Origin of the sequence: Desulfotomaculum sp. OF05-3 (genome assembly GCF_003435535.1) — a bacterium.
Lineage (GTDB): Bacteria > Bacillota > Clostridia > Lachnospirales > Lachnospiraceae > Pilosibacter > Pilosibacter fragilis.
The window spans coordinates 123,088-146,852 of record NZ_QWGO01000002.1; the positions used below are offsets into that span (position 1 = coordinate 123,088).

Genomic DNA, 23,765 nt, shown 5'->3' on the forward strand with positions numbered 1-23,765 from the left:
GAAAATTCCAAGTGCACACAATGGATATCTTATGGCAGAATGGCACTTTTACGCATCCGGGCCGGATAAGGCAAATGAAAAGAAGCTGTGGACTACGGGAACGGATGCTGAGAAGAAGCTGATTACAGATAAGATCCAGACGGCGCTTGCATGGCAGCAGCAGACGGGGATTCCGACATGGGTTGGAGCCTGGATGCCGGGAAACTATAATAAAGGAAATACATATAGTGTAGAAGAACAGACAGTATTTGCAGGATTTATGACGAAAGCATTGAGTGATGCAGGAATTCCGTTTGCGGTAAATGCAGATACAAAGTATTATAATGCGGAAGAGAATACATGAATCTCGTCCATGCAGCCGGTTTTTAAAACGATATTCCAATAAAAGAAGAAGCTATTACGAGCAGCGGAATGCTATCCGCTGCTCTTAGTGTATGTGATGCAATAGATAGCTCATAAAAAGTATTATTTTACTCCCATTTCGGAAAAGTGTTCCCCTTACTTAAAATTCTAAGTAATATGCATATTTACACATGGGTTTATTGAACCTGAACTTACCTAACGGTTCTTCAAACTTGGATTTATACTCGATATATCAATCTGTTAAATCTCTATTTAATAATTTCTTATACAAGACATCCATTCCAAAAGCACCCACAGGAGCAGCAGTAACAATTGCCATAACGGCAACTGATAAAACGATTTTCCCACATGCAAGACCTGCTGCAAGTGGCACAGAACCAATTGCTGCCTGTACAGTGGCTTTGGGTAGATAGGCAATCATACAGAAAAGACGCTCTTTCCATGTCAAAGGTGTGCCGACTAAACAAAGAGCAACACCCGCAGAACGGAAAATAAGGGCGAGGAAGATCATCAATATCGCCGCAATGCCAGCGTTCAGTGTATAACGAATATCCACCGCCGCACCGACCAGCACAAACAGGAGCACTTCCGCCGCCAGCCAGAGTTTTCCGAATTTTTCAGACAATCGTTTTGATACAAAGGTAACACTTTTGATTTTGAGAACGCAAGCCATGCTTACTACGGCCAACAGACCGGAGACAGATATACTCTCCTTCAACCATGTTTCAATCGCCATGAGCAGGAACGATACGCCCAAAACAACGATTACTTTCATGCTGTTTCGGACGCAGTGGTTATGTGTGTAGGCAGTTTCAAAAAACAAACTGAGCAGATACCCGGTGATTGCGCCCAAGGCAATGCCGAGGACGATGGAAACCGGGATATTGATAAAATCCATCAAATTTGCATGACCGCCCTGTGCCATGCCGAGAAAGGTAGAGAACAGCACAATAACGAAAATATCGTCGCAGGACGCCCCTACCAGAATAAGCTGGGGAATACTTTTGTCTGTGCCGTATTTTGAGTCCATCAACTGAACCATGCGTGGCACAACGACTGCCGGAGAAACTGCGCCGAGGACAGCGCCCATGACAGCGGCCTCTATTCTGGTAACGCCTAAAATGCCAGGCGCAAACAGAAAGAACGCTAATATTTCACAGCTTGCCGGGACACAGGACATCATAATGGCGGGTCGTCCTACCCTTTTCAAATCAGCCAGATTGAGGGATAGCCCTGCTTTGAGCAGAATGATGATAAGAGCCATTTGCCGTAGGTCAGCGGAAATGGACAGGATAGAGGGATCGAGCAGGTCAAGGACATAAGGTCCCAGCACAATACCCGTAATCAGCATACCAATAATGCGGGGCAGCTTGAGCCGTTGACAAATTGCAGCCATGAACAGACCAACAAGAAAAATGAAAGCCAGTGATGTTAACATAAAATTCTCCTCCTTTGGACGCAAAAAAGCTGATGCCTTTCTGCGAACAGATAATCGCAGAAGTCATCAGCTTAAAAAGCGGTTTAGGTTTCCCAAGGGAGAACTTCATTCCCTTTAACGGTTTCAATAATACCTCTGACTTCTTATCATGTCAAGTTATTTTGGAAATTATCATCATTGTCACTTTGATTCACAAATCATACTACAAATTCTGATTAGTCTCCTTTTATAACGGTTGCATCATCTCAAGAATGATTCCATCCGGGTCTCTGAAATAAAACGCTCTGCTTTTCCCAAATCCATCTGCTCTGAAATCGAAATACTTCCAACCATATTTTCCCTCTCCAATAATTTCTTTATTTCATCAAACTGGAATTTGCCCGCATTACAGAATCCATTTTAAACAGATTGGATAAATGTCTATCACAAAATGTTCCTGAATCAGATCTGTACTCGGATGCGATTCTGAAATATCAATCTTCACATTTTCTATTTCTTTTGATAATTCACTTGGAGCGGAACCAATTACTATATACTGGCATATACAATACTCCAGCATCCCATGCTCATCAGGCTCTAATGGGCTTGTTTCAAATGGCTTTTCAATATCTATTCCTATGCTGTCCAAAAACTCTGCTACCTTAGGATATGCATCTTTTACTTGCAAATAATAATTCTTACAGTAATTACAGTCGCACAAATCCTCTTGCTTAATATCCTTATAATACTTTTTTGTCTGCTCTACATTTATCGCCATTATCATTCACCAGTTTCCGACCAATCGAGTTGTTTGTATTTATGAAATCCACCAATTTCCATCAGGACCTTTGTTCAAACAACCTACCTCTTCGGAAATTTTATTACCTGCAAAATCTTTTACTATGATTTTGTCGTAATATTTATAATCATCTGTTGCACAGTTGTTTTCGTCATCCCAACCTTCTTCTATCCAAGCTTCAATATAGACCTTGCCATCCTCTATAAAAATCACCGATTCATTGTGCTTTAATGGGAAGAAAAATTCCGTTGGATAATAACATCGAAATCCTTCTCCAGCTTCCTGACTTATGATATATAGTGGATTACCTACAATATGCAAATTATATGGATTCAAATCATCGAGGTTTAATTCTGCAACTTTTTCCAGTATTTTCTCTGGTAAATAGCGATATAAAGAAATTCTTTTCTTGTTATAATCACACTGCAAAAAATATATGAATTTTTCTACATATACCGGATCTCCATAAACAATATTATTCTGCTTTTCAAATGGAGTGTATACCTTCCCTTTTTCGAAATCATAGATAAGTACAACCGATCCTCTACTAATTCCTTCCTTTGCTAACTCGACTAAATCATAGAAATCTATCGTATCACTCTTGGAATAGCCATATCTATCTTGCCCATATATTTTTTCAACATAACTGCCATCAACTTTATCAAATCGCTTTATCATAGATACCTCCTCCAACTCCCCGTTTGTATGGGTTCGATAAATTGGGAGTTGCCTTTGCTCGTTTGCTTCCAAAGCACAATTACCTTCTTGCAATTTGGACAATACCAGCCTCCGTCAAGGTCATGTGCTTTTATTGAGTCCTTACTTCAAAAAACATTTTACCAAAATGCTTTAGCTCTGTTTCTTCTGCCTTTCGAGGATATAAGTTATCAGCTCGACAACCTGGAAGTTATTCATTTAATTCAGCCTCAATCTCTTCAATGGTAGGCATACTACCTCTGAACTCTTCTGGTATAAGTTTTGATAATTCATAACTAGAAATACCAAGTGGCTGGCTAGTTGATTCTAATGCATACTGGGCTTCTACTTTATCCATATCTTTACAAATCAGAAGTCCCAAAGTAGGATTATCAGCTTCTGTTTTCATCTGATGATTAACAGCTACAACATAAGTTCCCAATTGACCTGCATAGGAAGAATCAAATTTTCCTGTCTTTATTTCTACAACTACATAGCAATGCCTTTGAGTATTGTAAAATAACATGTCTATAAATTTTTCAGTATCTCCTACCTCAATTCTCACTTCCCTGCCCATATAAGCAAAGCCAGTACCTAACTCCATAAGAAAATTATTAACTTTCTCTATAAGCGCATCCTTTAGTTCCTTTTCATCATACCTTTCACGCAAAGTCAAAAAATCAAAATTGTATGGATCCTTCGTAATTGCTTGCGCTAAATCGCTCTGTTCTATCGGAAGTGTATTAGAAAAGTTAGTTATTGCTTTGCCCTGGCGTTCATACAAATCCGTTCCTAAGAAGTTTAGTAAAACATTTCTTGACCAATTGTTTTCAATAGTCTTTCTGATATAAAACAATGCCTTTGCAGAATTTCCTCTGCATTTATCGAGTATTATTTTGTTATGTCCCCATGGAATTCTAAAAATGATTTGTAAATCATCCCCAACTTGGGGACGATTTGCATCTGCAATCAATTCATCCTCAACCTGAGGACAAAATACTGCATCAGAATACATCTCATAAAAGTATCTCATATATTTCAAATTAGTTGGAGAAAATGATTTCACATCTGGCAAAATGGATTTCAAATCATCACTCACCGTTTTATAGAATCCCATTCCATATCCGAACTGTTCACTCATAGATGAAATACCCTTACCAAGCTTCCAATAAAACCTTAGCATCTCATCATTTATCTTCATAGAAGCTCTGATTTGGCTTTTTCTAAAATCAGTAGATATTCCGGTAATCCACTCTTTATATTCATTATCAGCCTTAATCAATTCACTCATATATAACCCTTTCTAATGTGTCAGTTCGACAACTTCCGAGTTGTCGCTGAGTTTCAATCTCACCGAAAGATTGGAAGTTATCTATTTGCATAATCAATCAAAATCTTTTTACAACTACTACAACGATAAGCTTCACAATGAGGGATTCCTCCTGAACTTTTACTCAATTCCAAATCGTCCGATTTTTTTGTATGAAAAACTTTTGTCTGATTATCAATTGTAAAAGTAATGTCTCGTGAGCTCATCAGGTATCCTCTCATCATTTCTTCACCACGATATGGACATTTCATGCTGATTTACCCCCCTATAAATACTAGTTTTTATATATTTGATTGTAAAATAGATGTCTGCTGTTTGCATTGTATATTTATAAACTCATTTCCCATGGGTACACAATTCCGAAAAGGGAGTTATTTTACAAATCTAAAGAGTGTTTTTTGTGAAAAATCATGCATAATTTCATTTGTCTAAAAAGGATATATTCACCAAAACATTAATCTAACATTAATCTTTTCGTAAATGAATCATCCCACGCTCCAGTGATTTCAAGATAAGCCTGCAGATATTCGACATTTTCGCCATTGATCTTGCAGTTTAAGAGGTGACGAGTAATTAAATAACCGGTAGTGGTATGGCGCTGTACTTCAGCTACGATCTTTGGCGCTTCAAGTCCGGAATAATCATTTTCAATCATGGCTTTGACGGGAAAACTGATGTAGCGGCTGCCGGGTCTGTTTTCCCATATGAGATCCGAGCGGGAATAAGAACTGTTTTCAGATACAATGAGTCCTTTACGTCCAGAAATTTCTGAGTTGGTATCCTTACACCAGACGTAGTATGAAGGATCGGATACGTATTGCCGGATCCGTTCTTTTTCACGGAAATCCCATGAGATGACGTGATGAAAGTCCGGAGTCTCAAGGATAAAGGGATTGACGAGCAGTCTCAGCAACCGATAATAGTTCCTCTTCAGACTTTGCGATCTTAGCAGCATCTGCTGATATTCTTCAATCTTTTTGTTGAGTTCCCGTTCCTGATTTTCCAGGAACTGATCATATTCAGATAATTCCAGAGAAGAAAATGCACGGATGTCTTTAACCGGTACTCCAAGATTCCGATAATACAGGATATCGGCTATGTCGATTAAATCCGTATTGGTATAGGTTCGGTAGTGATTACTCTTTTTGCTGACATGAAAGAGGTTCTCCTTTTCCCAAAAACGAAGGGTTGAAGGGGTAATGTTCAATATCTCGGATATTTCTCCGATGGTAAGATTTTTTTTGCCCATTTTTAGAACTCCGGTGAATGTGGATAATGATCAAAAAGCAACTGTTATTATTATAACAATTTCACACTTGACATTCAAGTAACTTTAAGGATTTAAATATAAGAAAAGGCAATGCTGAAGGGACTGAATGTGTATTATAGTGTGGTGCTGCAAGGTGATGGATAAGCATTCAGAAAACATGCAGTGTTGCTACAAAGATTATAAACTAAGGAGGTACTTATGAGAACTTTAAAGGAAAGGATCAAAAACTTTAAGATGCCGCATACATATGTGATACTTGTCACTATTATGTTCATCGTGCTGATTCTTACACACATCATTCCTGCCGGATCTTATGAGCGTGTAGAGGATGCGGTTACAGGAAAGATGGTCGTTGTGCCTGACTCTTACGCGTATGTAGATGCTGAGGCGCCGGGGCTGTTTGGTCTGTTTCAGGCTCTGGAAGCTGGTTATGTGGACGCTGCTGATATTATGTTCCTCATTATTTTTGCGTATGGTTTTGTTTATGTTTTAACCAAAAATGGAACGATGGATGCTGCGCTGGGAACTTTAGTACGGAAGATTGGCAATTGTGTCCAGCTATTGATTCCGATCACAATGCTGATTCTTGGTTTAATGGCATCTACCATGGGTATTTATGAGGAAGTCTATGGACTGTTTCCGGTTTTCGTAGGAATCTTTGTTGCCCTGGGTTATGATGCTGTCGTAGGCGGCGCAGTTATCTTTTTAGGCGTATCGATCGGATATGCCGCAGGCACCACGAATCCTTATACCATCGCTATTGCACAGGATATTGCAGGTGTTGAACTTTACTCAGGAATGGGATTCCGCTGGCTTATTTTTGTTGTCACAGAGATCATTGCCATTGCTTATGTGATGTACTATGCCCGCAAAGTCAAAAAAAATCCGACAAAGTCTGTGGTTTATGGCACTGAGCTGGATGCAGTCAAGGCAAAATCCTTGGATGAATTACAGACAGCATCCATGAATATCCGTCAGGGATTATGTTTAGTCCTTTTCTTTGGAGTCATTATATTTTTATTCTATGCTATTTTGAACCTGGGCTGGTATGTAGATGAAATATCAGCATTTTTCTTAATGGCAATGGTGGTTGCAGGTATTATCAGCGGTTATTCTGCAACTGAGATCTGTAAGACATTTATTGAGTCTACTAAGAGCATGGTTTCTTCTATGTTAATTGTCGGATTTACCAGAGGAATCTTGATTTTAATGAAAGAGGGCATGATCACAGATACGATCGTATACGGCCTGGTGAGCCTGCTTAAAAATACAAGTACATACCTCTCTGCCTACGGAATGATCATAATTGAGAACATTGTAAAACTCTTTATCAATGGTTCAACAAGTGCGGCAACGATTACAATGCCGATTTTGGCACCAACAGCCGAACTGGTTGGTATGAGCCGTTCAATTGCCGTATTGGCATACCAGTTGGGACACAGCTTCGCAGATATATTCTGGCCGACTTCCTGCGCTCTTTGTTGTGGTCTGATGGGAGTGCCGATTAACAAATGGTATAAATTTATTACTCCGTTGTTTGGCATCCTGTTTATTATGGAGTTTGTATTTATGACGGCGGCTGTAATGATTGGTTATTAACAGATCCCATATATCCCATATATAGGAATGAAAAATATTATATTTAGAGGTAGCACTGATGCTTATTAAAAACGGATATTTGTTTACTACTTGTACAAATGATTTTGAAAAATTGGATATTCGTATCGAAAATACGAAAATAACGGAAGTGGATTTCAATATTTCTCCAAAAGAAAATGAAGAAGTGATAGATGCGGCGGGAAAATATATAACGCCAGGTTTCATTGATGCTCACAGTCATATTTGTATCAGCGAAGAAGGTATGGGAGAAGTGGGTGATGATTGTTGCGATTACTCGGATGCGATTACCCCTCAGTTAGAAGTGCTGGACGGTCTGTATCCTTTTGACAGAGCAGTGGAACGATCTGTCCGGGCAGGAGTAACCTGTGCCTGTGTTTGTCCGGGCAGCGATGGTGTTATCGGAGGTGTTGCTTCGGTTATCCGGTTAACGGGTAAGATTGCAGATGAGATGATCGTGACCCGCAAGGCTGCTGTGAAAGGCAGCCTTGGAGAAAACCCGAAGGCAGCTAAGCATGGATTCGCCTCACGCATGGGTACTGCTTATCACTTACGTAAGTGTCTGGAAGATACGAAGGAATATCTTTTTGAGAAGGAAGAAGCGGAAAAGAATGGTGATCATTTCCGATGCGATCCCGGCAAGGAAAATATGGCTATGGTTCTGAGGAAAGAAATACCGCTGCATATTCACGCTCACCGTTCGGATGATATCTGTACAGCGATCCGTATTGCCAAGGAGTACGATATCAGGATTGTTATAGTTCATTGCACGGATGGGATTGACATTGCTGAACATATAGCAGCCAGCGGTTTTCCTGCGATTGTCGGTCCAAGCATGAACCCGTGCAGCAAGCAGGAGGTTTGGAATAAGAGCTTTGAGACTGCCGGCATCCTCAATAGGGCAGGTGTTAAAGTCTGCATCACTGCCGATCATGATGTAACACCGTTGTATTATTTGCCTATTTATGCTGCTATGGCTGTTCGCTTTGGCATGGATGATGCGGAAGCATTGCGCGCAGTAACATCATATCCTGCAGAGATTTTGGGTATCGATGATCGAAAAGGTGCGCTTGTCAGCGGAAAAGATGCGGATCTCGTTATCTGGAGTCATCATCCATTTGATATTCATGCGAAAGCAGAACATGTTTTTATTGAAGGAAAACAGGAATGTTAAAAAAACAAAGGAACTTGACTGAAAAGTGTAAAAAGTCGTTTATCGGGTGGAAATTACCTCATACATATGTAATTTTAACGATTATTTTACTGGTCGTAGTAGGATTGACGTATATCATTCCCGGAGGAGAATATGATCGGGTAATTGATCCTGCGAATGGAAAAACGATCGTATTACCTGACAGTTTCCATTTTGTTGAAGGAAACCGCCCAGACTTCTTTGATATTTTTCTTTCGGTGTCTCGTGGCTATGTAAGTGCTGCAGATATCTTGTTTCTTATTGTTTTTGCATATGGCTTTGTTTATGTATTGAAAGACAACGGCACACTGGATGCTGCGGTGTCTGCGCTGCTTAAATTAATGGGGAAACGTACCGAATTGTTGATACCTGTAGGAATGCTGCTGTTTGGCATGCTCGGATCAACATTGGGTATATTTGAAGAAACCTATGGTCTTGTGCCGTTGTTTGCAAGCATAATGCTGGCGTTAGGCTATGACAATCTTGTAGGAGGTGCCGTCGTTTATATTGGCGTAGCTACCGGATTTGCGGCAGCTATGACAAATCCGTTTTCAGTAGGAATTGCCCAGACCATCGCTGATGTACCGCTGAATTCCGGCGTTGCCTATCGCGCGGTGATTTTTGCAGTATTTGAAATGGTATCTATTTGGTATGTGATGCGCTATGCCAGAAAAGTAAAGCAGAATCCTGAACTTTCAGTTTTATATGGCTGTGATGAAGTGGAACGATCGGACAAAAAGCAGTATGATAAAGAGGTGAACTTTACATTTCGCCGCAAATTGTGTACGATTTTGTTTTTTGCTACGATAGGGATCCTGCTTTACGGAACGAGCATGCTTGGATGGTATATCGATGAGATATCTTCACTATTTTTAGCAATGATGGTAGTGGCGGGAGTCGTGGGAGGAAGCAGTCTGAATGAGATCTGTCTTACTTTTATTGAGTCAACTAAGAGTGTGGTATCCTCGATCCTTGTGATTGGATTTACCAGGGGTATTCTTATTGTCATGAAAGAAGCACTTATTTCCGATACAATCGTTTACTACCTTTCTTCTCTTCTGGATATCGGGAATCCCGTCATTTCTGCTATTGGAATGTTGTTTTTACAGAGCATCATTAATATTTTCATTAATGGTTCTTCCAGTCAGGCTACGATCACTATGCCAATTATAGCACCTGTAGCTGACATTGTAGGCGTAAGCCGCCAGACAGCGGTATTGGCATATTGTTTTGGTGACGGCTTTTCGGACATGTTCTGGCCAACGAACTGTTCATTGGAATGCGGTCTGATGGGAATCCCGCTTGAGCGATGGTATAAATTTATTACACCTCTGTTTTTGATCATGACGATCCTACAGGTATTTTTTATAGCATTGTCGGTTTACGTTTATTGATGTTCCCTGTGAGCAGGCGGGCAGGGAAAGCTCCGGGCTGTTTAACCGCCTGATATCTTTTTTATAGTAAATTATCTGAACAAAGCCGCCTTTTTTTAGCGGAATCTTAACCTCTCAAAACATACTTTTCTCACAATTCCCATGTTATACTAAACATAATTCGCCGGTTACAGGATCGTGGCGCTGCAAACCCACAGATCCTGTAACGGCATCCCCTGTTCGTGAAATACCTGGCGGAGAGAACACGAATGTGGAAAGAAACCAAGTAACAGGGCGGATTTTGAGAGAATGGGAATGTCCGCCTCAAAAAGACAGGAGAGTGGAATATTGGGAATGACAAAAAAACTGCGGGAGAAGTGGAATGAGGCGTTGCAGGCGGTACTGCCGATCATCGCGATCGTGCTGGTGCTCTGCTTTGTGATCGCGCCCATCTCCTCCAGCATATTGCTCTGTTTCCTTTTGGGAGCAGTCCTTTTGCTTGCGGGAATGATGCTTTTTACACTTGGCGCAGAGCTTGCCATGTCACCGATGGGCGAGCGAGTGGGAACGTGCCTGACGAAGAGCAGGAAGCTTCCGGTGGTGATCGGGCTGTCCTTTCTCTTAGGCTTCATCATTACGATCTCGGAGCCGGATCTTCAGGTTCTGGCGAATCAGGTTCCGGCTGTGCCGAACATGACGCTGATCTTGTCCGTAGCATGCGGAGTCGGCGCATTTCTTGTTGTGGCACTGATGCGAATGCTGTTCTCCGTGGCACTTCCGCCGCTGCTGCTTGTCTTTTACGGCGTGGTGTTTGTACTGGCGATGTTCGTGCCGAAGGCTTTTTTAAGCGTGGCCTTTGACTCCGGCGGCGTTACGACGGGACCGATGACGGTGCCGTTTATCATGGCGCTCGGTGTCGGAATCTCTGCAACGCGAAGCGACCGCCACGCGGCGGACGACAGCTTCGGTCTCGTAGCGCTCTGCTCCATCGGACCGATCCTCGCAGTCATGATCTTAAGCATGATCTTCAAGGCGGACAGCAGCGCCTACACACCGCCGGTGATCCCGGAGATCGGTGATTCAAAAGAACTGTTCCTGCTCTTTGCGAGGGAACTTCCAGCCTACATGAAGGAGATCGCGGTCTCCTTACTGCCTATTATCTTATTTTTCATGATTTTCCAGATTTTCATGTTAAAATTAACAATAAGAAAATTAAAGAAGATCGCGATCGGTCTCGTCTATACATATGCGGGGCTGGTGCTTTTCCTTACGGGAGTGAACGTGGGCTTCATGCCGGCGGGAAATTATCTCGGACAGGTGCTTGCGAAGTCTGCCCACCCGCTGTTTCTTGTTCCCATCGCAATGATCATGGGATACTTCATCGTAAAGGCAGAGCCGGCCGTGTACGTTCTCAATAAACAGGTTGAGGAGATTACGGACGGAGCGATCTCCTCGAAGGCCATGGGAATGGGACTTTCCCTGGGTGTTGCGGTTTCTCTCGGACTTGCGATGGTGCGGGTACTTACAGGGATCTCGATCCTGTGGTTTCTCATTCCGGGATACGCGATCGCGTTGGGAATCTCGTTTTTTGTGCCGAAGATCTATACAGCGATCGCCTTCGACTCCGGCGGCGTGGCATCGGGACCGATGACGGCAGCGTTTCTGCTTCCGATGGCACAGGGAGCCTGCTCCGCTCTTGGAGGAAACATTGTCACAGATGCCTTTGGTGTGGTCGCGATGGTTGCCATGACACCGCTTATCACGATCCAGGTCATGGGGCTGGCTTCGAGAATAAGAGCGAAGCGCGGAGTGCAGGAAGGGATGTCCGCAGCTCATGGACAGTCCGGGGCATACGCGGCGTTTGAGCTGCTGGATGATGACGCGATTATTGAATTGTAGGAGGTTTTATGAGCGAATTATACTTGATGGCGACGATCAGCGACCGGAACCAGAGCCGGAGATTCCTCGCCTTCTATAAAGAATATGGGATTTCCGTCACATTCCTGACGTTAGGCCGGGGAACCGCGGCGTCGGAGGTGCTGGACGCCTTCGGGTTAGAGGCATCGGAAAAGGCCGTCCAGTTTGCAGTAGTGACGGCGGCGGAATGGAAAAAGGTAAAAAAGGGCCTGGAACAGGAGATCAAGATCGATATTCCGGGAACGGGGATCGCCTTTGTGACTCCCCTGAGCAGCATCGGCGGAAAGCGGCAGCTTCGCTTTTTGACCGAGGACCGTGGATTTGAGAAAGAGGAGGAAAGCAGCTTGAAAGGAACAGACTACGAGCTTCTTGTAGTGATCGCAAATCAGGGCTATACGGATGTGATCATGGACGCGGCGCGAAAGGCCAACGCTACCGGCGGAACCGTGATCCATGCGAAGGGAACGGGAATGGAGAAGGCGGAAAAGTTTTTAGGCGTTTCCCTTGCTCAGGAGAAAGAGATGATTTTTATGGTCACGAAGACAAAGGATAAAAACGGCATCATGCAGAGCATCATGAAGGAAGCCGGGATCGGAAGCAAGGCGGGGGCGATCGTCTTCTCTCTGCCGGTGACAGAGACGGCGGGGATGCGTCTGATCGAAAAGAATGAGGATGATTAAGATCTTTCGCGCTGACCGCAGATCACAGGCCTGAACGAACGGAACGGTGCCATTAGTTACTTTTCATGGGTAGGAATTTTCTGAACTGAAAATTCCGTATGATACCGTTATGACCGCGGATTTTGCCGATTCGGAATGCGAAGCATCGGCAAAATCCAGTTACAGTGCGCGGGCATGGAGTGCCCGTGTACTGTAACTGCCATTAAAAAAACGCCGCGGAAATGCCCCGAAACCATTGACACGGCATATAGAGTATTGTACAATCATTCGTAAATCTTCGACCGGTCCGGACACAGAGCGGAGCGTGCGGGGAGACAAAACATGGACGAAGCTCCGGAAGAAACCGGGCGGCGTCAAATTTATAAAGATTTAGGAGTTGATTTTTTTGGATTCAGGGCAAGCCCTGCAGGGACTGATCGTAATTGGACTTCTGGCGTTATCCGCGTTTTTCTCATCGGCGGAGACGGCAATGATGACGGTAAATAAGATCCGTGTGCGGAATCTCGCGGAGGCGGGACTCAGCCATGCCGTTGTGCTGGAGAAGATCTTAAGCAATCAGCCCAAAATGCTCAGCGCAATTTTAATAGGAAACAATATTGTCAATATTTCAGCGTCTTCTCTGATGACTGTGCTGGTCACAGACGTGCTTGGAAATAAATATGTCGGTATCGGAACCGGCGTTTTGACGCTGTTAGTCCTGATCTTTGGTGAGATCACACCGAAGACTTCCGCGACGATCTATTCCGAGACCCTGTCACTCAAGTTCGCGAAACCGATCTACCTGATCATGCAGGTCCTGACACCGCTGATCGTGGTCGTTGATGTCCTCTCCAAGGGCGTTTTAAAGATGATCCATGTGGATCCGAACAAGAAACAGGACGCGATCACAGAGGATGAGCTCCGCACGATCGTGGAGGTCAGCCACGAAGAGGGTGTGATCGAGTCAGACGAGAAGAAGATGATCTACAACGTGTTCGATTTTGGGGATTCTGTCGCGAAGGATATTATGGTTCCGCGTATCGATATGACATTCCTCGATGTGAATGCCAGCTATCAGGAGATCATGGATATTTTCCGACAGGAGAAGTATACGAGATATCCGGTTTATGAGGAGACGACGGACAATGTCATTGGCATCGTGAATATCAAGGACCTGTTCCTGATCCCGAAAGACAAGGAATTTAAGCTGCGGGATTACCTGCGTGAGCCGTATTACACCTACGAGTTTAAAAAGACGACGGAGCTTATGGTGGAACTCCGCAAGACCATGAACAGCGTTGCCATCGTTCTTGATGAGTATGGCGCGACGGCCGGGCTTATCACATTGGAGGATATGCTTGAGGAGATCGTCGGAGAGATCCGCGACGAGTACGATGCGGATGAGGAAGACAGCATCAGGAAGATCAATCCGAAGGAATATGTGATCGAGGGCGCTATGAAACTCGATGATCTCGACGACCAGCTTGGTCTGGATCTCAAGTCAGAAGATTACGACTCTGTCGGCGGCTATATTATCGGCCTTTTAGACCATCTCCCGCAGGCGGGGGAGGAAGTCACAAGCGGAAATCTCCGGTTTGTGGTGGATACGGTGGAGAGAAACCGGATTGACAAGGTGCATCTGTATATTCTGGATGCGCCGCAGAAGAGCGAAGAAAGTGAGCAGGAGAGCAAACCCGAACGGTGAAGTTACTGAACCGCGACAAAATTAGCGAAAAATGTACAGCTTTCGGTCTTGACAATTTTTTTCAAACCAATTAATATGAAACTATCCAAAAGGGGAGTAGTTGAAATGCACTGTCAACAATCGCGGCGGAAACGTCTGGTGGTGCATACCGGTAAAATGGTAACGAGACTTTTTGCAGAGAGAAATTTCTGCAGAAAGTCTTTTTTTGTTGCTCTGAGGATCCGAGAGCGATCCGATATGGCGTCAAAAAAAGACGGTCTGTAAAATTTCATGGAATCCATTGGCAGGGAAAGAGAAAAACCTGCGCATACTATTTTCAAGGAGGAGTTTTTATGGACTTTTTATGGAGTGGATTACTATCGATCACCTGGCAGCAGGTCATCATGTATGTGGTAGGGCTTTTACTGATCTACCTGGCAATTGAGAAAAATTATGAGCCGGCCCTTCTTCTGCCGATGGGCTTCGGTGCGATCCTTGTGAATCTCCCGGCCAGCGGTGTATTAAACCAGTTTATGGAGGGCGCCGGTGAGACTCATGGAATCATCCAGTGGCTCTTTGAATCCGGCATTGAGGCATCGGAGGCTTTCCCGCTGCTGCTCTTTATCGGTATCGGAGCTATGATCGACTTTGGACCGCTGCTTTCGAACCCGAAGATGTTCCTCTTTGGTGCAGCGTCCCAGTTCGGCATCTTTTTTACGATCTTTATGGCATCACTTCTCGGCTTTGATATCAAGGACGCTGCCTCTATCGGAATCATCGGAGCGGCAGATGGTCCGACTTCGATCTTGGTATCTCAGGTGTTAAAGTCAAACTACATCGGAGCGATCGCGGTGGCGGCATATTCCTATATGGCACTTGTGCCGATCATCCAGCCGATGGCGATCAAAGCAGTTACGACAAAGAAAGAACGCATGATCCGCATGCCGTATGAGCCGGGAAAAGTAAGCCGGTTCACAAGAATCGCTTTTCCGATCATTGTAACATTTGTCGCAGGACTTGTCGCTCCGGCGTCTGTTGCTCTTGTAGGATTCCTGATGTTCGGAAATCTGATCCGTGAATGCGGCTGCTTAAACAGCCTTTCCGAAACAGCGCAGACGACACTCGCGAACCTGATCACACTTGTTCTCGGAATCACGATCTCTTTCTCCATGAAAGCGGATCAGTTCGTAAGCTTACAGACACTGATGATCATGGGACTTGGACTTTTCGCTTTTATTTTTGACTCCATCGGCGGCGTCGTGTTTGCGAAATTCTTAAATCTGTTCAGCAAGAACAAAGTGAACCCGATGGTCGGAGCAGCAGGAATCTCCGCATTCCCGATGTCTGCCCGTGTCATTGAGAAGATGGGAATTGCGGAGGACAAAACAAACCATCTTCTGATGCATGCTATCGGAGCGAACGTATCCGGTCAGGTCGCATCTGCAGTTGCCGGCGGAATCATCCTTGGATTCTTTATGTAGGAGGTCTGGACTATGAATGTAAATATAATGCTTGCTTTAGGGATCATGTGGAAGGGAATGCTTGGAATCTTCGTTGTGATGGGGATCCTGGCGCTCGTTGTTTATCTCCTCACGAAGGTGGGAGACCGTTAGCTCACCATCCCGCCCGCCATTCCGCTCAATGTGCACATGGCGAGGACAGAGAGAAGTCTTTTGGAATCTTCCGTGACACCGTCCTTCTGGGCGAGGGACATGAGGTATAAAAACAGAAAATATAAGCTTCCGAGGACCAGGCCCCAGAAAAAGCGCCTGGTCCTCATTGTTTTTCCGGCGATAATACCGCCGAAAAAGCAGGAGAGGATATAGACTGCGCAGACGGCGAGATTGACCTGATTTTCCGGGAGACGGAACTTAAAGAGGGCGAAGGACAGTACCACCAGAAGAATTCCGGAGAGGATATAAGTTGCGATCAGGGCGCGTACCATGCGCCATACCGGGTTTGTCTGCATGAGAAAACTCCTTTCTTGAAGGATGTACTCCAGAAGTCTTTCCGGGGCTCATAAAACCAGGTACAGAAAGATTCTGAGAGGACATCATGATGTGGACATTTGCTTTATACAGGATATGTGGGGAAAGGTCATGCATATGCATTGCGCGGCTGATCTTGTAAGCGGTGAATCTGTTTGGCTGAAAAAAACGCCCCGGATATTTTTTCTTTGCGGCTGCCGGATACAATTTGGAAGCTGCCTGCGGCATGTTATGCGGACAAAAAGTGGATATTTGTACCGGATTTTCCTGCATCACGGCAATAAAATCCGTTGCATAATAGAAAATCGTATGGTATAATTTCATTTAAATTCGGGGTATTATGCCCACGATAAGAGAACAGGAGGAAATGATACCATGAAGCATGTAAAGACTTTAAGTTCCAACACTTTAAAGAACAGCATGAAGAAGGGCGGCTGCGGCGAATGCCAGACATCCTGCCAGTCTGCGTGCAAAACATCCTGCACAGTAGGAAACCAGAGCTGTGAAAACAGCAACCGCTAATGCGGGGCTTCGAATAAACGGAAGTTTTTAAAGAGACCCCTACGGTCGTATGATTGTAGGGGCTATTTCTTGTCTGATCAAAGAATCTGCCGGTGACGGGTTTCCCGGACAGCGATGCCGGGAAAGCCGCCACTGACAGACCACAAAGGGCAGGTAAGAAAGAAGTCATGAGACCACCAGATCGTGACTGTAATCGGGAAGAGACGGAACAGTCACCTGAAAATTAAGACAGTAGGAGAAGTTAGCTTTGATACATCAGTATATAAATAATGGATACCACATTGTTTTGGACGTAAACAGCGGATCGGTTCATTCTGTAGACGCGCTGCTCTACGATGCCGTGGAGGTTCTGGCAAAGATCGTCCCGGATATGGAAAAACCGATGCCCCTCACGGATGACCAGAAAAAAGCAGTGAGAGAAGCGCTGGTCTGTAAGTACTCTGCAGAAGATATTGAGGATGCGCTCTCTGATATTCAGGAGCTCATCGACGCGGAGGAACTGTTTGCTGCGGATATTTACAAAGATTATGTGATCGATTTCAAGAAACGCCAGACGGTCGTGAAGGCACTCTGCCTTCATATTGCCCATGACTGCAACCTTGCCTGCAAGTACTGCTTCGCAGAGGAAGGCGAGTACCATGGACGCCGCGCCCTCATGAGCTTTGAGGTCGGAAAGAAGGCGCTGGATTTCCTGATCGCAAACTCCGGAAACCGCATCAACCTTGAGGTTGATTTCTTCGGCGGCGAGCCGCTTATGAACTGGAACGTTGTAAAACAGCTTGTGGAATACGGACGTTCCCAGGAGAAGGAGCACAATAAGAAGTTCCGTTTCACGCTGACAACAAACGGCGTACTCTTAAACGATGAGATCATGGAGTTCTGCAACAGGGAAATGAGCAACGTGGTCTTAAGCCTTGACGGACGTCCGGAGGTCAACGACCGGATGCGTCCGTTCAGAAACGGTAAGGGAAGCTATGAACTTATTGTTCCGAAATTCCAGAAATTCGCGAAATCACGCGGCGAGAAGGATTATTTCGTTCGCGGAACCTTCACAAGAAACAATCTGGATTTCGGAAATGATGTCCTCCACTATGCGGACCTCGGCTTTGAGAAGCTTTCCATGGAGCCGGTAGTTGCAGCTCCGGAAGAGCCGTACTCCATCCGTGAGGAAGACCTTCCGCAGATCATGGATGAGTATGACAGACTCGCAAAAGAGTTTGTAAAACGTCAGAAAGAGGGAAGAGGATTCAAATTCTTCCACTTCATGCTTGATTTAAGTCAGGGACCGTGTGTTGCGAAACGTCTGTCCGGCTGCGGTTCAGGAAGCGAGTATCTTGCAGTAACTCCGTGGGGAGACTTATATCCGTGCCATCAGTTCGTTGGAAATGAAGAGTTCCTGCTTGGAAACGTGGATACCGGCGTGGTCAACACGAAGGTGCGCGATGAATTCAAGCTCTGCAACGTATACGCGAAAGAGAAATGCAAAAACTGTTTTGCGAGATTCTACTGCAGCGGCGGATGTGCGGCAAATTCCTTCAATTTCCACGGCAGTATTACGGATGCCTACGATATCGGCTGTGAGATGCAGAAAAAACGTATCGAGTGTGCGATCATGATCCGTGCTGCTTTAGCAGAGGACGAGGAAAACAACTAAATCGATCATAGCGGTCAGGGGCAGAAAACCCCGGACTGTTATTGTAAGGATGACGGAGGCGGTGATTACGGCAGACTCCGGAATCAAGAGGGACAAAAAGCCTTTTGAACCTCGAAATCATATCAAGAAGGAGATTTTATCATGAAGAGCAACAAAGGAAAGGGACTGCTCGGCCTCCTGGGACTGCTCGTTGTGCTCGGTATCTTCGGATTTTTCGGCTATGATACTCTTCAGAAGAGTAAGCTGGTCACCGATGAGAACGGGGTAACTTCCCAGAATGGCGGAATCAAGCTCGGTCTGGATCTGGCAGGCGGTGTCAGCATTACCTACCAGGCGAAGGAAGAGAATCCGAGCGCCGAGGATATGTCCGATACCCAGTACAAGCTGCAGCAGAGAGTACAGAACTACAGCTCTGAGGCAGAGGTTTATCAGGAAGGCGGAAACCGTATCAATGTTGATATTCCGGGTGTCACAGACGCGAACAAGATCCTGGAAGAGCTCGGTAAGCCGGGATCCTTACAGTTCTATGATGAGAACTGGAATGTTGTACTGGAAGGAACCGATGTAGCTTCTGCGAAAGCTGTGATCTATAAAGACCAGCAGACAGGAAACAATAACTATGAAGTAGCGCTTACATTTACCGATGAAGGTACTAAGAAATTCGCAGATGTGACTGCAGCGAACGTCGGCAAGAAGATCGCGATCGTTTACGATAATGTGATGTACTCTAACCCGACCGTACAGCAGGCGATCACAGGAGGACAGGCCTCTATCTCCGGCATGACTTCCTATGAAGAGGCTGAGAATCTTGCGTCCACGATCCGTATCGGTTCCCTTTCCCTGGAACTGGAGGAACTCCGTTCCAACGTGGTAGGCGCGAAACTTGGTCAGGAAGCGATCACGACAAGCTTAAAGGCCGGCGCGATCGGTTTCGGAATCGTATGCGTATTCATGATCGTAGTTTACCTCATCCCGGGTCTTGCGGCATCCCTTGCACTCTGCCTCTATGTGGCATTGATGCTGATTCTGCTCGCGGCCTTTGAGGTTACATTAACACTTCCGGGTATTGCCGGTATCATCCTTTCCATCGGTATGGCGGTTGATGCGAACGTCATCATCTTCACCCGTATCAAGGAGGAGATCGGTCTCGGAAAGACCGTTCATTCCGCAATCAAGACAGGTTTTGCGAAAGCGTTATCCGCCATCGTCGATGGTAACGTGACAACACTGATCGCAGCGGCTGTTCTTTACTGGAGAGGCTCCGGTACAGTTAAGGGCTTCGCTACAACACTTGCCCTTGGTATCGTTCTTTCCATGTTCACAGCACTTTTCGTTACAAAGTTCACACTGAACACCCTGTATAACCTTGGATTCCAGGATCAGAAGTTCTACGGCATCAGAAAAGAGAAGAAGGCGCTCAATTTCCTCGGAAAGAGAAATATCTGCTTTATCATCTCTGCTGTTATGATCCTCGCAGGCGTTGCGGGAATGGGAATGAACAAGTCCTCCATCGGAAACGCGTTCAATTACTCCCTTGACTTCCAGGGCGGTACCTCCACAAGCGTGACCTTCAATGAGGACATGTCTCTGGAGAGAATCTCAAGTGAGGTCGTTCCGGTAGTCGAATCCATCACTAACAGTGCGGATACGCAGACACAGAAGGTTGCAGGAACAAACGAAGTGATCATCAAGACAAGAACCTTAAGCGTGGAAGAGCGTCAGGCATTAGACGAGGCACTTGTTGAGAACTTCGGCGTTGATGAGTCCAAGATCACTGCAGAGAGCATCTCTGGTGCGGTAAGTGCTGAGATGAAGCGCGACGCGGTTATGGCTACAGCGATCGCTACTGTATTTATGCTTCTCTATATCTGGGTACGATTCAAGGATATCCGCTTCGCTGCAAGTGCTGTTTTAGCTCTGGTCCATGACGTATTGGTTGTAGTTGCATGCTACGCCCTCGCAAAGTGGTCCGTTGGTTCCACAGCGATCGCCTGCCTGCTTACCATCGTCGGATACTCCATCAACGCGACGATCGTTATCTTCGACCGTATCCGTGAGAACATCAAGCTCATGGGACCGAAGGCATCCACCGTTGATATCGTAAATACAAGTATCACCCAGACCTTCACACGAAGCATCAATACATCCTTGACGACCTTTGTCATGGTATTTGTTCTGTTCATCATGGGCGTATCTTCCATCCGTGAGTTCGCACTCCCGTTAATGGCAGGTATCATCTGTGGCACCTACTCTTCCGTATGCCTGACAGGCGCTATGTGGTATGTAATGACCACAAAGAAGCAGAAGAAGGATGCGGTTGAAAAACAGGCAAAGAAGGATGCTGAGAAGGCAGCAAAGGAAGCGAAGAAATCCGGAAAATAATTTTCGGGACTAATTTATAAGGCAAGAAAAATATGAAATATAAGATTCTGGCAAAAGACGGACGTGCCAAACGGGCTGACGTAGAGACAGTCCACGGCACGATCCACACGCCGGTATTCATGAATGTAGGAACTGTCGCCGCGATCAAGGGCGCTGTGTCCACCGATGACCTTCGCGGGATCGGGACACAGGTGGAGCTTTCCAACACCTACCATCTTCATGTCCGGACCGGCGACAAGCTGATCAAGGAGCTCGGCGGTCTCCACAGGTTTATGAACTGGGATCGTCCGATCCTCACCGATTCCGGCGGATTTCAGGTATTTTCCCTCGCCGGACTCAGAAAGATCAAGGAAGAGGGCGTCTACTTCAACTCCCATATCGATGGTCATAAGATCTTCATGGGACCGGAGGAGAGCATGCAGATCCAGTCAAACCTTGGTTCCACGATTGCGATGGCATTCGATGAGTGCGCTCCGCATCCGTGTACCAGAGAATACATGGAGAATTCTGTCGCGAGAACTACAAGATGGCTGGCGAGATGCCAGGCGGAGATGGCGAGATTAAACTCCCTGCCGGATACCGTCAATAAGGAACAGCTTCTGTTCGGCATCAATCAGGGCGGAACCTTCGAGGATATCCGGATCGCGCATGCGGATACGATCTCGAAGATGAACTGCGACGGCTACGCGGTCGGCGGACTTGCGGTCGGTGAGAGTCACGAGGAGATGTACCGCATCCTCGATGCGGTGGTTCCGCATCTGCCGGAAGAGAAACCGACTTACCTGATGGGTGTCGGAACCCCGGCGAACATCCTTGAAGCGGTGGACCGCGGCGTCGATTTCTTCGACTGCGTTTACCCGACAAGAAATGGCCGTCATGGTCATGTATATACAAACCACGGAAAGATCAACCTGTTTAATGAGCAGTTTTCAAAGGATATGCGCCCCATCGAAGATGGATGCCAGTGTCCGGCCTGCCGCTCATACAGCAGGGCCTATATCCGCCATCTCCTGAAGGCAAAAGAGATGCTTGGAATGCGCTTATGCGTGCTCCACAATCTTTACTTCTACAACACAATGATGACGGAGATCAGGGAAGCTATCGAGAACCACTGCTACGCCGAGTACAAAGAGAAAAAGTTGGAGGGCGTGACAGGGAACTATAAAGACAAGGTATAAGAAAAGGAGGTGCAACGGATATGACTAACAGCCCGGCATTTTGGATTGGATATATTGTTTTAATCTTTGCTTTCATGTACTTCATTGCGATCAGACCGCAGCAGAAGGAAAAGAAAAAAATGCAGGAACTGATGGCAAGCATCGCAGTCGGTGACAGCGTGCTGACATCCAGCGGATTCTACGGAGTGATCATTGATATGACAGACGATACCGTTATCGTTGAGTTTGGCAACAATAAGAACTGCCGTATCCCGATGCAGAAACAGGCGATCGTTCAGGTTGAAAAACCGGAGGCGTAAGACCTGAAAAACAGAAAAGAAAGAGGTTCATTTCCGATTATGTGGAGATGAACCTCTTTTTTATGTAACAGGAAATTCTGAGGAATTCCCTGTTACATAAAAAGGCACTAACGTGCCAAAGACGCGCACTCGTGCGAAGATGCAGATTGTCGCAAGCGACTGCGCGAGGCGCGAGAATGTGCCAAGGCACATTCTTTTTTGGGTGAGCCGGGAAGAAACTTCCTGTTTTTACTGCGGCGTTGCATTTCTTCCTTCGTCCTCGAAGTACTTTTTCAATTCTTCAAATTCCCGCGCATACTTCGGGGAAACTGCGGTTGGGTTGGAGTGGATCCTTTCTTTGCGGAAACGGCGGCGTTCCTTTCGGAGTGCAGCGAGGCGGGATTCCCGTTCCTTTAACATCTCGGCAAGCTGTTCCGCAGATTTCCCGCGGAGCGCTTCCAGATGGATTCCGGTAAGGTCCTTCAGACTGTCGAGCTTTCCTCCGGCCTTTGCCTTTAATTCCTCAAGGCTGACATTGGAGAGATCGCGGATGGAATCTGCGGCGGATCCGGCCTTTTCGCGAAGCATGGACATACCGGCAGCCGGTTTTTCCTTGATGGATCCCAGTTTTGTACTGGCTTTTTCCCGGAATTCTTCCATACTCATTCCGGTGAGAGCCGCAGCCTGAACTTTCTTTGCCTCGATCTGATCCAGCAGTTCTTCTTTGGCGGCCTGTAAGCGGTCTTCGGTATTCATCTTGAGGAGCGCACGCTGTACTTGAAGATTGTCAAGTTCCGCACGGAGCTTCTGCATAGCTTCCAGGGACTTTCCGAAGGCAAGCGCTTCCTTCGTGCAGACGATGGAATCGTAAACAAAGAGCACAGTCACAAAAAATACAAAAAACAGATCCCAGTAGAGCGGCATCGCGAGGACGGCCCGCGCAATAGGCTTATGGATCAGGTGTGTCATAAAGATCGTCAGAAATCCCCAGGCGATGGAGGAGCTGAGACAGATATAACCGTGGAGATTAAAGGGCTGGTTGCTGTAATCCCAGTAGCGGACTTTGAAAAGCCGCTCCATCACATATCCAGTCACGTACTCCAGAGCCGTGGCACCGATAACGCCGGAGATATAGGTGAGGATCAGGCTGTCCTGAAACGGGAGAGATACCCATAACATCATGACTGCGCCGCTTCCGTATAACGGCAGCATCGGTAGCCGCAGAAAGCCTCGGTTCACGAATCGCTTCTGTTTTAAGGAAACATAGGTGGACTCGAAGATCCATCCAAAGAAACAGTATAGATAAAAAAACGTAAGCCATTGATACCAGGTGTAAGTATACATAAGTCTCCTCTCGGTTGTAAATTCAGTTTATCCATATCATACGACAGGAACAGGGAAATAACAAGGTGTAACGAAAGAACAGGCCTGGAAAAAGAAAACAGA

21 protein-coding genes, 1 pseudogene and 1 riboswitch are annotated in these 23,765 nt (G+C 45.7%); of the genes and pseudogenes, 14 read left to right on the plus strand and 8 right to left on the minus strand.

Translation table 11 applies throughout. The annotated features are described in order from the left end of the window. The first annotated feature begins 31 nt into the window (after positions 1 to 31). Entirely contained in the window at positions 32 to 343 is a 312-nt protein-coding gene (locus DXA87_RS02155; RefSeq protein ID WP_117503127.1) for a hypothetical protein, read from the plus strand. A gap of 252 nt (positions 344 to 595) precedes the next feature. Here DXA87_RS02155 and DXA87_RS02160 read toward each other — a convergent pair whose 3' ends face one another. The 6 genes and pseudogenes from DXA87_RS02160 to DXA87_RS02185 form a co-directional block, all read right to left on the minus strand. Then, positions 596 to 1,801 carry a cation:proton antiporter gene (locus DXA87_RS02160; protein ID WP_117503128.1) on the minus strand — a complete coding sequence of 402 codons (1,206 nt, stop codon included), beginning with the start codon at positions 1,799 to 1,801 and terminating at the stop codon, positions 596 to 598. A gap of 50 nt (positions 1,802 to 1,851) precedes the next feature. Further along, a riboswitch (Fluoride riboswitch) is annotated at positions 1,852 to 1,923 on the minus strand. 104 nt (positions 1,924 to 2,027) lie between these two features. Further along, positions 2,028 to 2,126: pseudogene (locus DXA87_RS18680) on the minus strand (VOC family protein); the annotation flags it as partial. 60 nt (positions 2,127 to 2,186) lie between these two features. After that, complete coding sequence (locus tag DXA87_RS02170; RefSeq protein WP_117503129.1) at positions 2,187 to 2,564, minus strand: hypothetical protein; 378 nt, start codon at positions 2,562 to 2,564, stop codon at positions 2,187 to 2,189. Between the two features lie 33 nt (positions 2,565 to 2,597). Beyond that, complete coding sequence (locus DXA87_RS02175; RefSeq protein ID WP_117503130.1) at positions 2,598 to 3,257, minus strand: hypothetical protein; 660 nt, start codon at positions 3,255 to 3,257, stop codon at positions 2,598 to 2,600. Between the two features lie 229 nt (positions 3,258 to 3,486). Next, entirely contained in the window at positions 3,487 to 4,566 is a 1,080-nt protein-coding gene (locus tag DXA87_RS02180) for a PDDEXK nuclease domain-containing protein (protein WP_117503131.1), read from the minus strand. A 493-nt stretch (positions 4,567 to 5,059) separates the two neighbouring features. Further along, entirely contained in the window at positions 5,060 to 5,854 is a 795-nt protein-coding gene (locus tag DXA87_RS02185) for a MerR family transcriptional regulator (protein ID WP_117503132.1), read from the minus strand. 219 nt (positions 5,855 to 6,073) lie between these two features. Between DXA87_RS02185 and DXA87_RS02190 the strand changes: the two genes are divergently transcribed. The 8 genes from DXA87_RS02190 to DXA87_RS02225 all read left to right on the plus strand — a co-directional run bounded on the left by DXA87_RS02190 (position 6,074) and on the right by DXA87_RS02225 (position 15,930). Continuing rightward, positions 6,074 to 7,474, plus strand: a complete 1,401-nt coding sequence (locus DXA87_RS02190; protein ID WP_117484033.1) for an AbgT family transporter — start codon at positions 6,074 to 6,076, stop codon at positions 7,472 to 7,474. 58 nt (positions 7,475 to 7,532) lie between these two features. Beyond that, on the plus strand, positions 7,533 to 8,666 hold the full coding sequence (locus tag DXA87_RS02195) for an amidohydrolase (protein WP_117484032.1): 1,134 nt from the start codon (positions 7,533 to 7,535) through the stop codon (positions 8,664 to 8,666). Next, positions 8,660 to 10,078 (plus strand): TIGR00366 family protein, encoded by a 1,419-nt coding sequence (locus DXA87_RS02200; protein ID WP_117503133.1) that lies wholly within the window; start codon positions 8,660 to 8,662, stop codon positions 10,076 to 10,078. Before DXA87_RS02195 ends, DXA87_RS02200 begins: the two co-directional genes overlap by 7 nt. 333 nt (positions 10,079 to 10,411) lie before the next feature. Next, entirely contained in the window at positions 10,412 to 11,956 is a 1,545-nt protein-coding gene (locus tag DXA87_RS02205; protein ID WP_117469293.1) for a DUF1538 domain-containing protein, read from the plus strand. An 8-nt stretch (positions 11,957 to 11,964) separates the two neighbouring features. Further along, entirely contained in the window at positions 11,965 to 12,654 is a 690-nt protein-coding gene (locus DXA87_RS02210) for a P-II family nitrogen regulator (RefSeq protein WP_015553074.1), read from the plus strand. A 385-nt stretch (positions 12,655 to 13,039) separates the two neighbouring features. Beyond that, positions 13,040 to 14,338 (plus strand): hemolysin family protein, encoded by a 1,299-nt coding sequence (locus DXA87_RS02215; RefSeq protein WP_117469063.1) that lies wholly within the window; start codon positions 13,040 to 13,042, stop codon positions 14,336 to 14,338. A 332-nt stretch (positions 14,339 to 14,670) separates the two neighbouring features. After that, a complete protein-coding gene (locus DXA87_RS02220; RefSeq protein WP_117503134.1) occupies positions 14,671 to 15,798 on the plus strand; it encodes a sodium ion-translocating decarboxylase subunit beta in 1,128 nt (375 codons plus the stop codon). A gap of 12 nt (positions 15,799 to 15,810) precedes the next feature. Further along, positions 15,811 to 15,930, plus strand: a complete 120-nt coding sequence (locus DXA87_RS02225) for a hypothetical protein (protein ID WP_015553078.1) — start codon at positions 15,811 to 15,813, stop codon at positions 15,928 to 15,930. On the opposite strand, the gene DXA87_RS02230 is transcribed toward DXA87_RS02225, so the two are convergent. Further along, positions 15,927 to 16,286 (minus strand): TIGR04086 family membrane protein, encoded by a 360-nt coding sequence (locus DXA87_RS02230; RefSeq protein WP_117503135.1) that lies wholly within the window; start codon positions 16,284 to 16,286, stop codon positions 15,927 to 15,929. The two genes, DXA87_RS02225 and DXA87_RS02230, sit on opposite strands and share 4 nt — an antisense overlap. Positions 16,287 to 16,680: 394 nt before the next feature. Here DXA87_RS02230 and scfA point away from each other — a divergent pair, with 394 nt between their 5' ends. From scfA to yajC, 5 genes are all read left to right on the plus strand, one after another. Continuing rightward, positions 16,681 to 16,827, plus strand: a complete 147-nt coding sequence (scfA, locus tag DXA87_RS02235) for a six-cysteine ranthipeptide SCIFF (protein WP_015553081.1) — start codon at positions 16,681 to 16,683, stop codon at positions 16,825 to 16,827. A gap of 247 nt (positions 16,828 to 17,074) precedes the next feature. Continuing rightward, the gene (scfB, locus tag DXA87_RS02240; protein WP_117503136.1) at positions 17,075 to 18,481 is read left to right on the plus strand and encodes a thioether cross-link-forming SCIFF peptide maturase; all 1,407 of its coding nucleotides are present in this window, start codon (positions 17,075 to 17,077) and stop codon (positions 18,479 to 18,481) included. Positions 18,482 to 18,622: 141 nt separating this feature from the next. Further along, positions 18,623 to 20,863: a protein translocase subunit SecD gene (secD, locus tag DXA87_RS02245; RefSeq protein WP_117503137.1), complete on the plus strand. Its 2,241-nt coding sequence runs from the start codon at positions 18,623 to 18,625 to the stop codon at positions 20,861 to 20,863. 32 nt (positions 20,864 to 20,895) lie between these two features. Then, positions 20,896 to 22,041 (plus strand): tRNA guanosine(34) transglycosylase Tgt, encoded by a 1,146-nt coding sequence (tgt, locus tag DXA87_RS02250; protein ID WP_117503138.1) that lies wholly within the window; start codon positions 20,896 to 20,898, stop codon positions 22,039 to 22,041. Positions 22,042 to 22,061: 20 nt separating this feature from the next. Beyond that, entirely contained in the window at positions 22,062 to 22,340 is a 279-nt protein-coding gene (gene yajC / locus DXA87_RS02255; protein ID WP_015553085.1) for a preprotein translocase subunit YajC, read from the plus strand. Between the two features lie 228 nt (positions 22,341 to 22,568). On the opposite strand, the gene DXA87_RS02260 is transcribed toward yajC, so the two are convergent. Next, positions 22,569 to 23,663 (minus strand): hypothetical protein, encoded by a 1,095-nt coding sequence (locus DXA87_RS02260; RefSeq protein WP_117503139.1) that lies wholly within the window; start codon positions 23,661 to 23,663, stop codon positions 22,569 to 22,571. Between the last annotated feature and the right edge of the window lie 102 nt (positions 23,664 to 23,765).

Coding starts and splice junctions, on each gene's coding strand:
- DXA87_RS02155 (WP_117503127.1), top strand. CDS start 32: ATGGCAGAATGGCACTTTTACGCATCCGGGCCGGATAAGGCAAATGAA.
- DXA87_RS02160 (WP_117503128.1), bottom strand. CDS start 1,801: ATGTTAACATCACTGGCTTTCATTTTTCTTGTTGGTCTGTTCATGGCT.
- DXA87_RS02170 (WP_117503129.1), bottom strand. CDS start 2,564: ATGATAATGGCGATAAATGTAGAGCAGACAAAAAAGTATTATAAGGAT.
- DXA87_RS02175 (WP_117503130.1), bottom strand. CDS start 3,257: ATGATAAAGCGATTTGATAAAGTTGATGGCAGTTATGTTGAAAAAATA.
- DXA87_RS02180 (WP_117503131.1), bottom strand. CDS start 4,566: ATGAGTGAATTGATTAAGGCTGATAATGAATATAAAGAGTGGATTACC.
- DXA87_RS02185 (WP_117503132.1), bottom strand. CDS start 5,854: ATGGGCAAAAAAAATCTTACCATCGGAGAAATATCCGAGATATTGAAC.
- DXA87_RS02190 (WP_117484033.1), top strand. CDS start 6,074: ATGAGAACTTTAAAGGAAAGGATCAAAAACTTTAAGATGCCGCATACA.
- DXA87_RS02195 (WP_117484032.1), top strand. CDS start 7,533: ATGCTTATTAAAAACGGATATTTGTTTACTACTTGTACAAATGATTTT.
- DXA87_RS02200 (WP_117503133.1), top strand. CDS start 8,660: ATGTTAAAAAAACAAAGGAACTTGACTGAAAAGTGTAAAAAGTCGTTT.
- DXA87_RS02205 (WP_117469293.1), top strand. CDS start 10,412: ATGACAAAAAAACTGCGGGAGAAGTGGAATGAGGCGTTGCAGGCGGTA.
- DXA87_RS02210 (WP_015553074.1), top strand. CDS start 11,965: ATGAGCGAATTATACTTGATGGCGACGATCAGCGACCGGAACCAGAGC.
- DXA87_RS02220 (WP_117503134.1), top strand. CDS start 14,671: ATGGACTTTTTATGGAGTGGATTACTATCGATCACCTGGCAGCAGGTC.
- DXA87_RS02225 (WP_015553078.1), top strand. CDS start 15,811: ATGAATGTAAATATAATGCTTGCTTTAGGGATCATGTGGAAGGGAATG.
- DXA87_RS02230 (WP_117503135.1), bottom strand. CDS start 16,286: ATGCAGACAAACCCGGTATGGCGCATGGTACGCGCCCTGATCGCAACT.
- scfA (WP_015553081.1), top strand. CDS start 16,681: ATGAAGCATGTAAAGACTTTAAGTTCCAACACTTTAAAGAACAGCATG.
- secD (WP_117503137.1), top strand. CDS start 18,623: ATGAAGAGCAACAAAGGAAAGGGACTGCTCGGCCTCCTGGGACTGCTC.
- tgt (WP_117503138.1), top strand. CDS start 20,896: ATGAAATATAAGATTCTGGCAAAAGACGGACGTGCCAAACGGGCTGAC.
- yajC (WP_015553085.1), top strand. CDS start 22,062: ATGACTAACAGCCCGGCATTTTGGATTGGATATATTGTTTTAATCTTT.
- DXA87_RS02260 (WP_117503139.1), bottom strand. CDS start 23,663: ATGTATACTTACACCTGGTATCAATGGCTTACGTTTTTTTATCTATAC.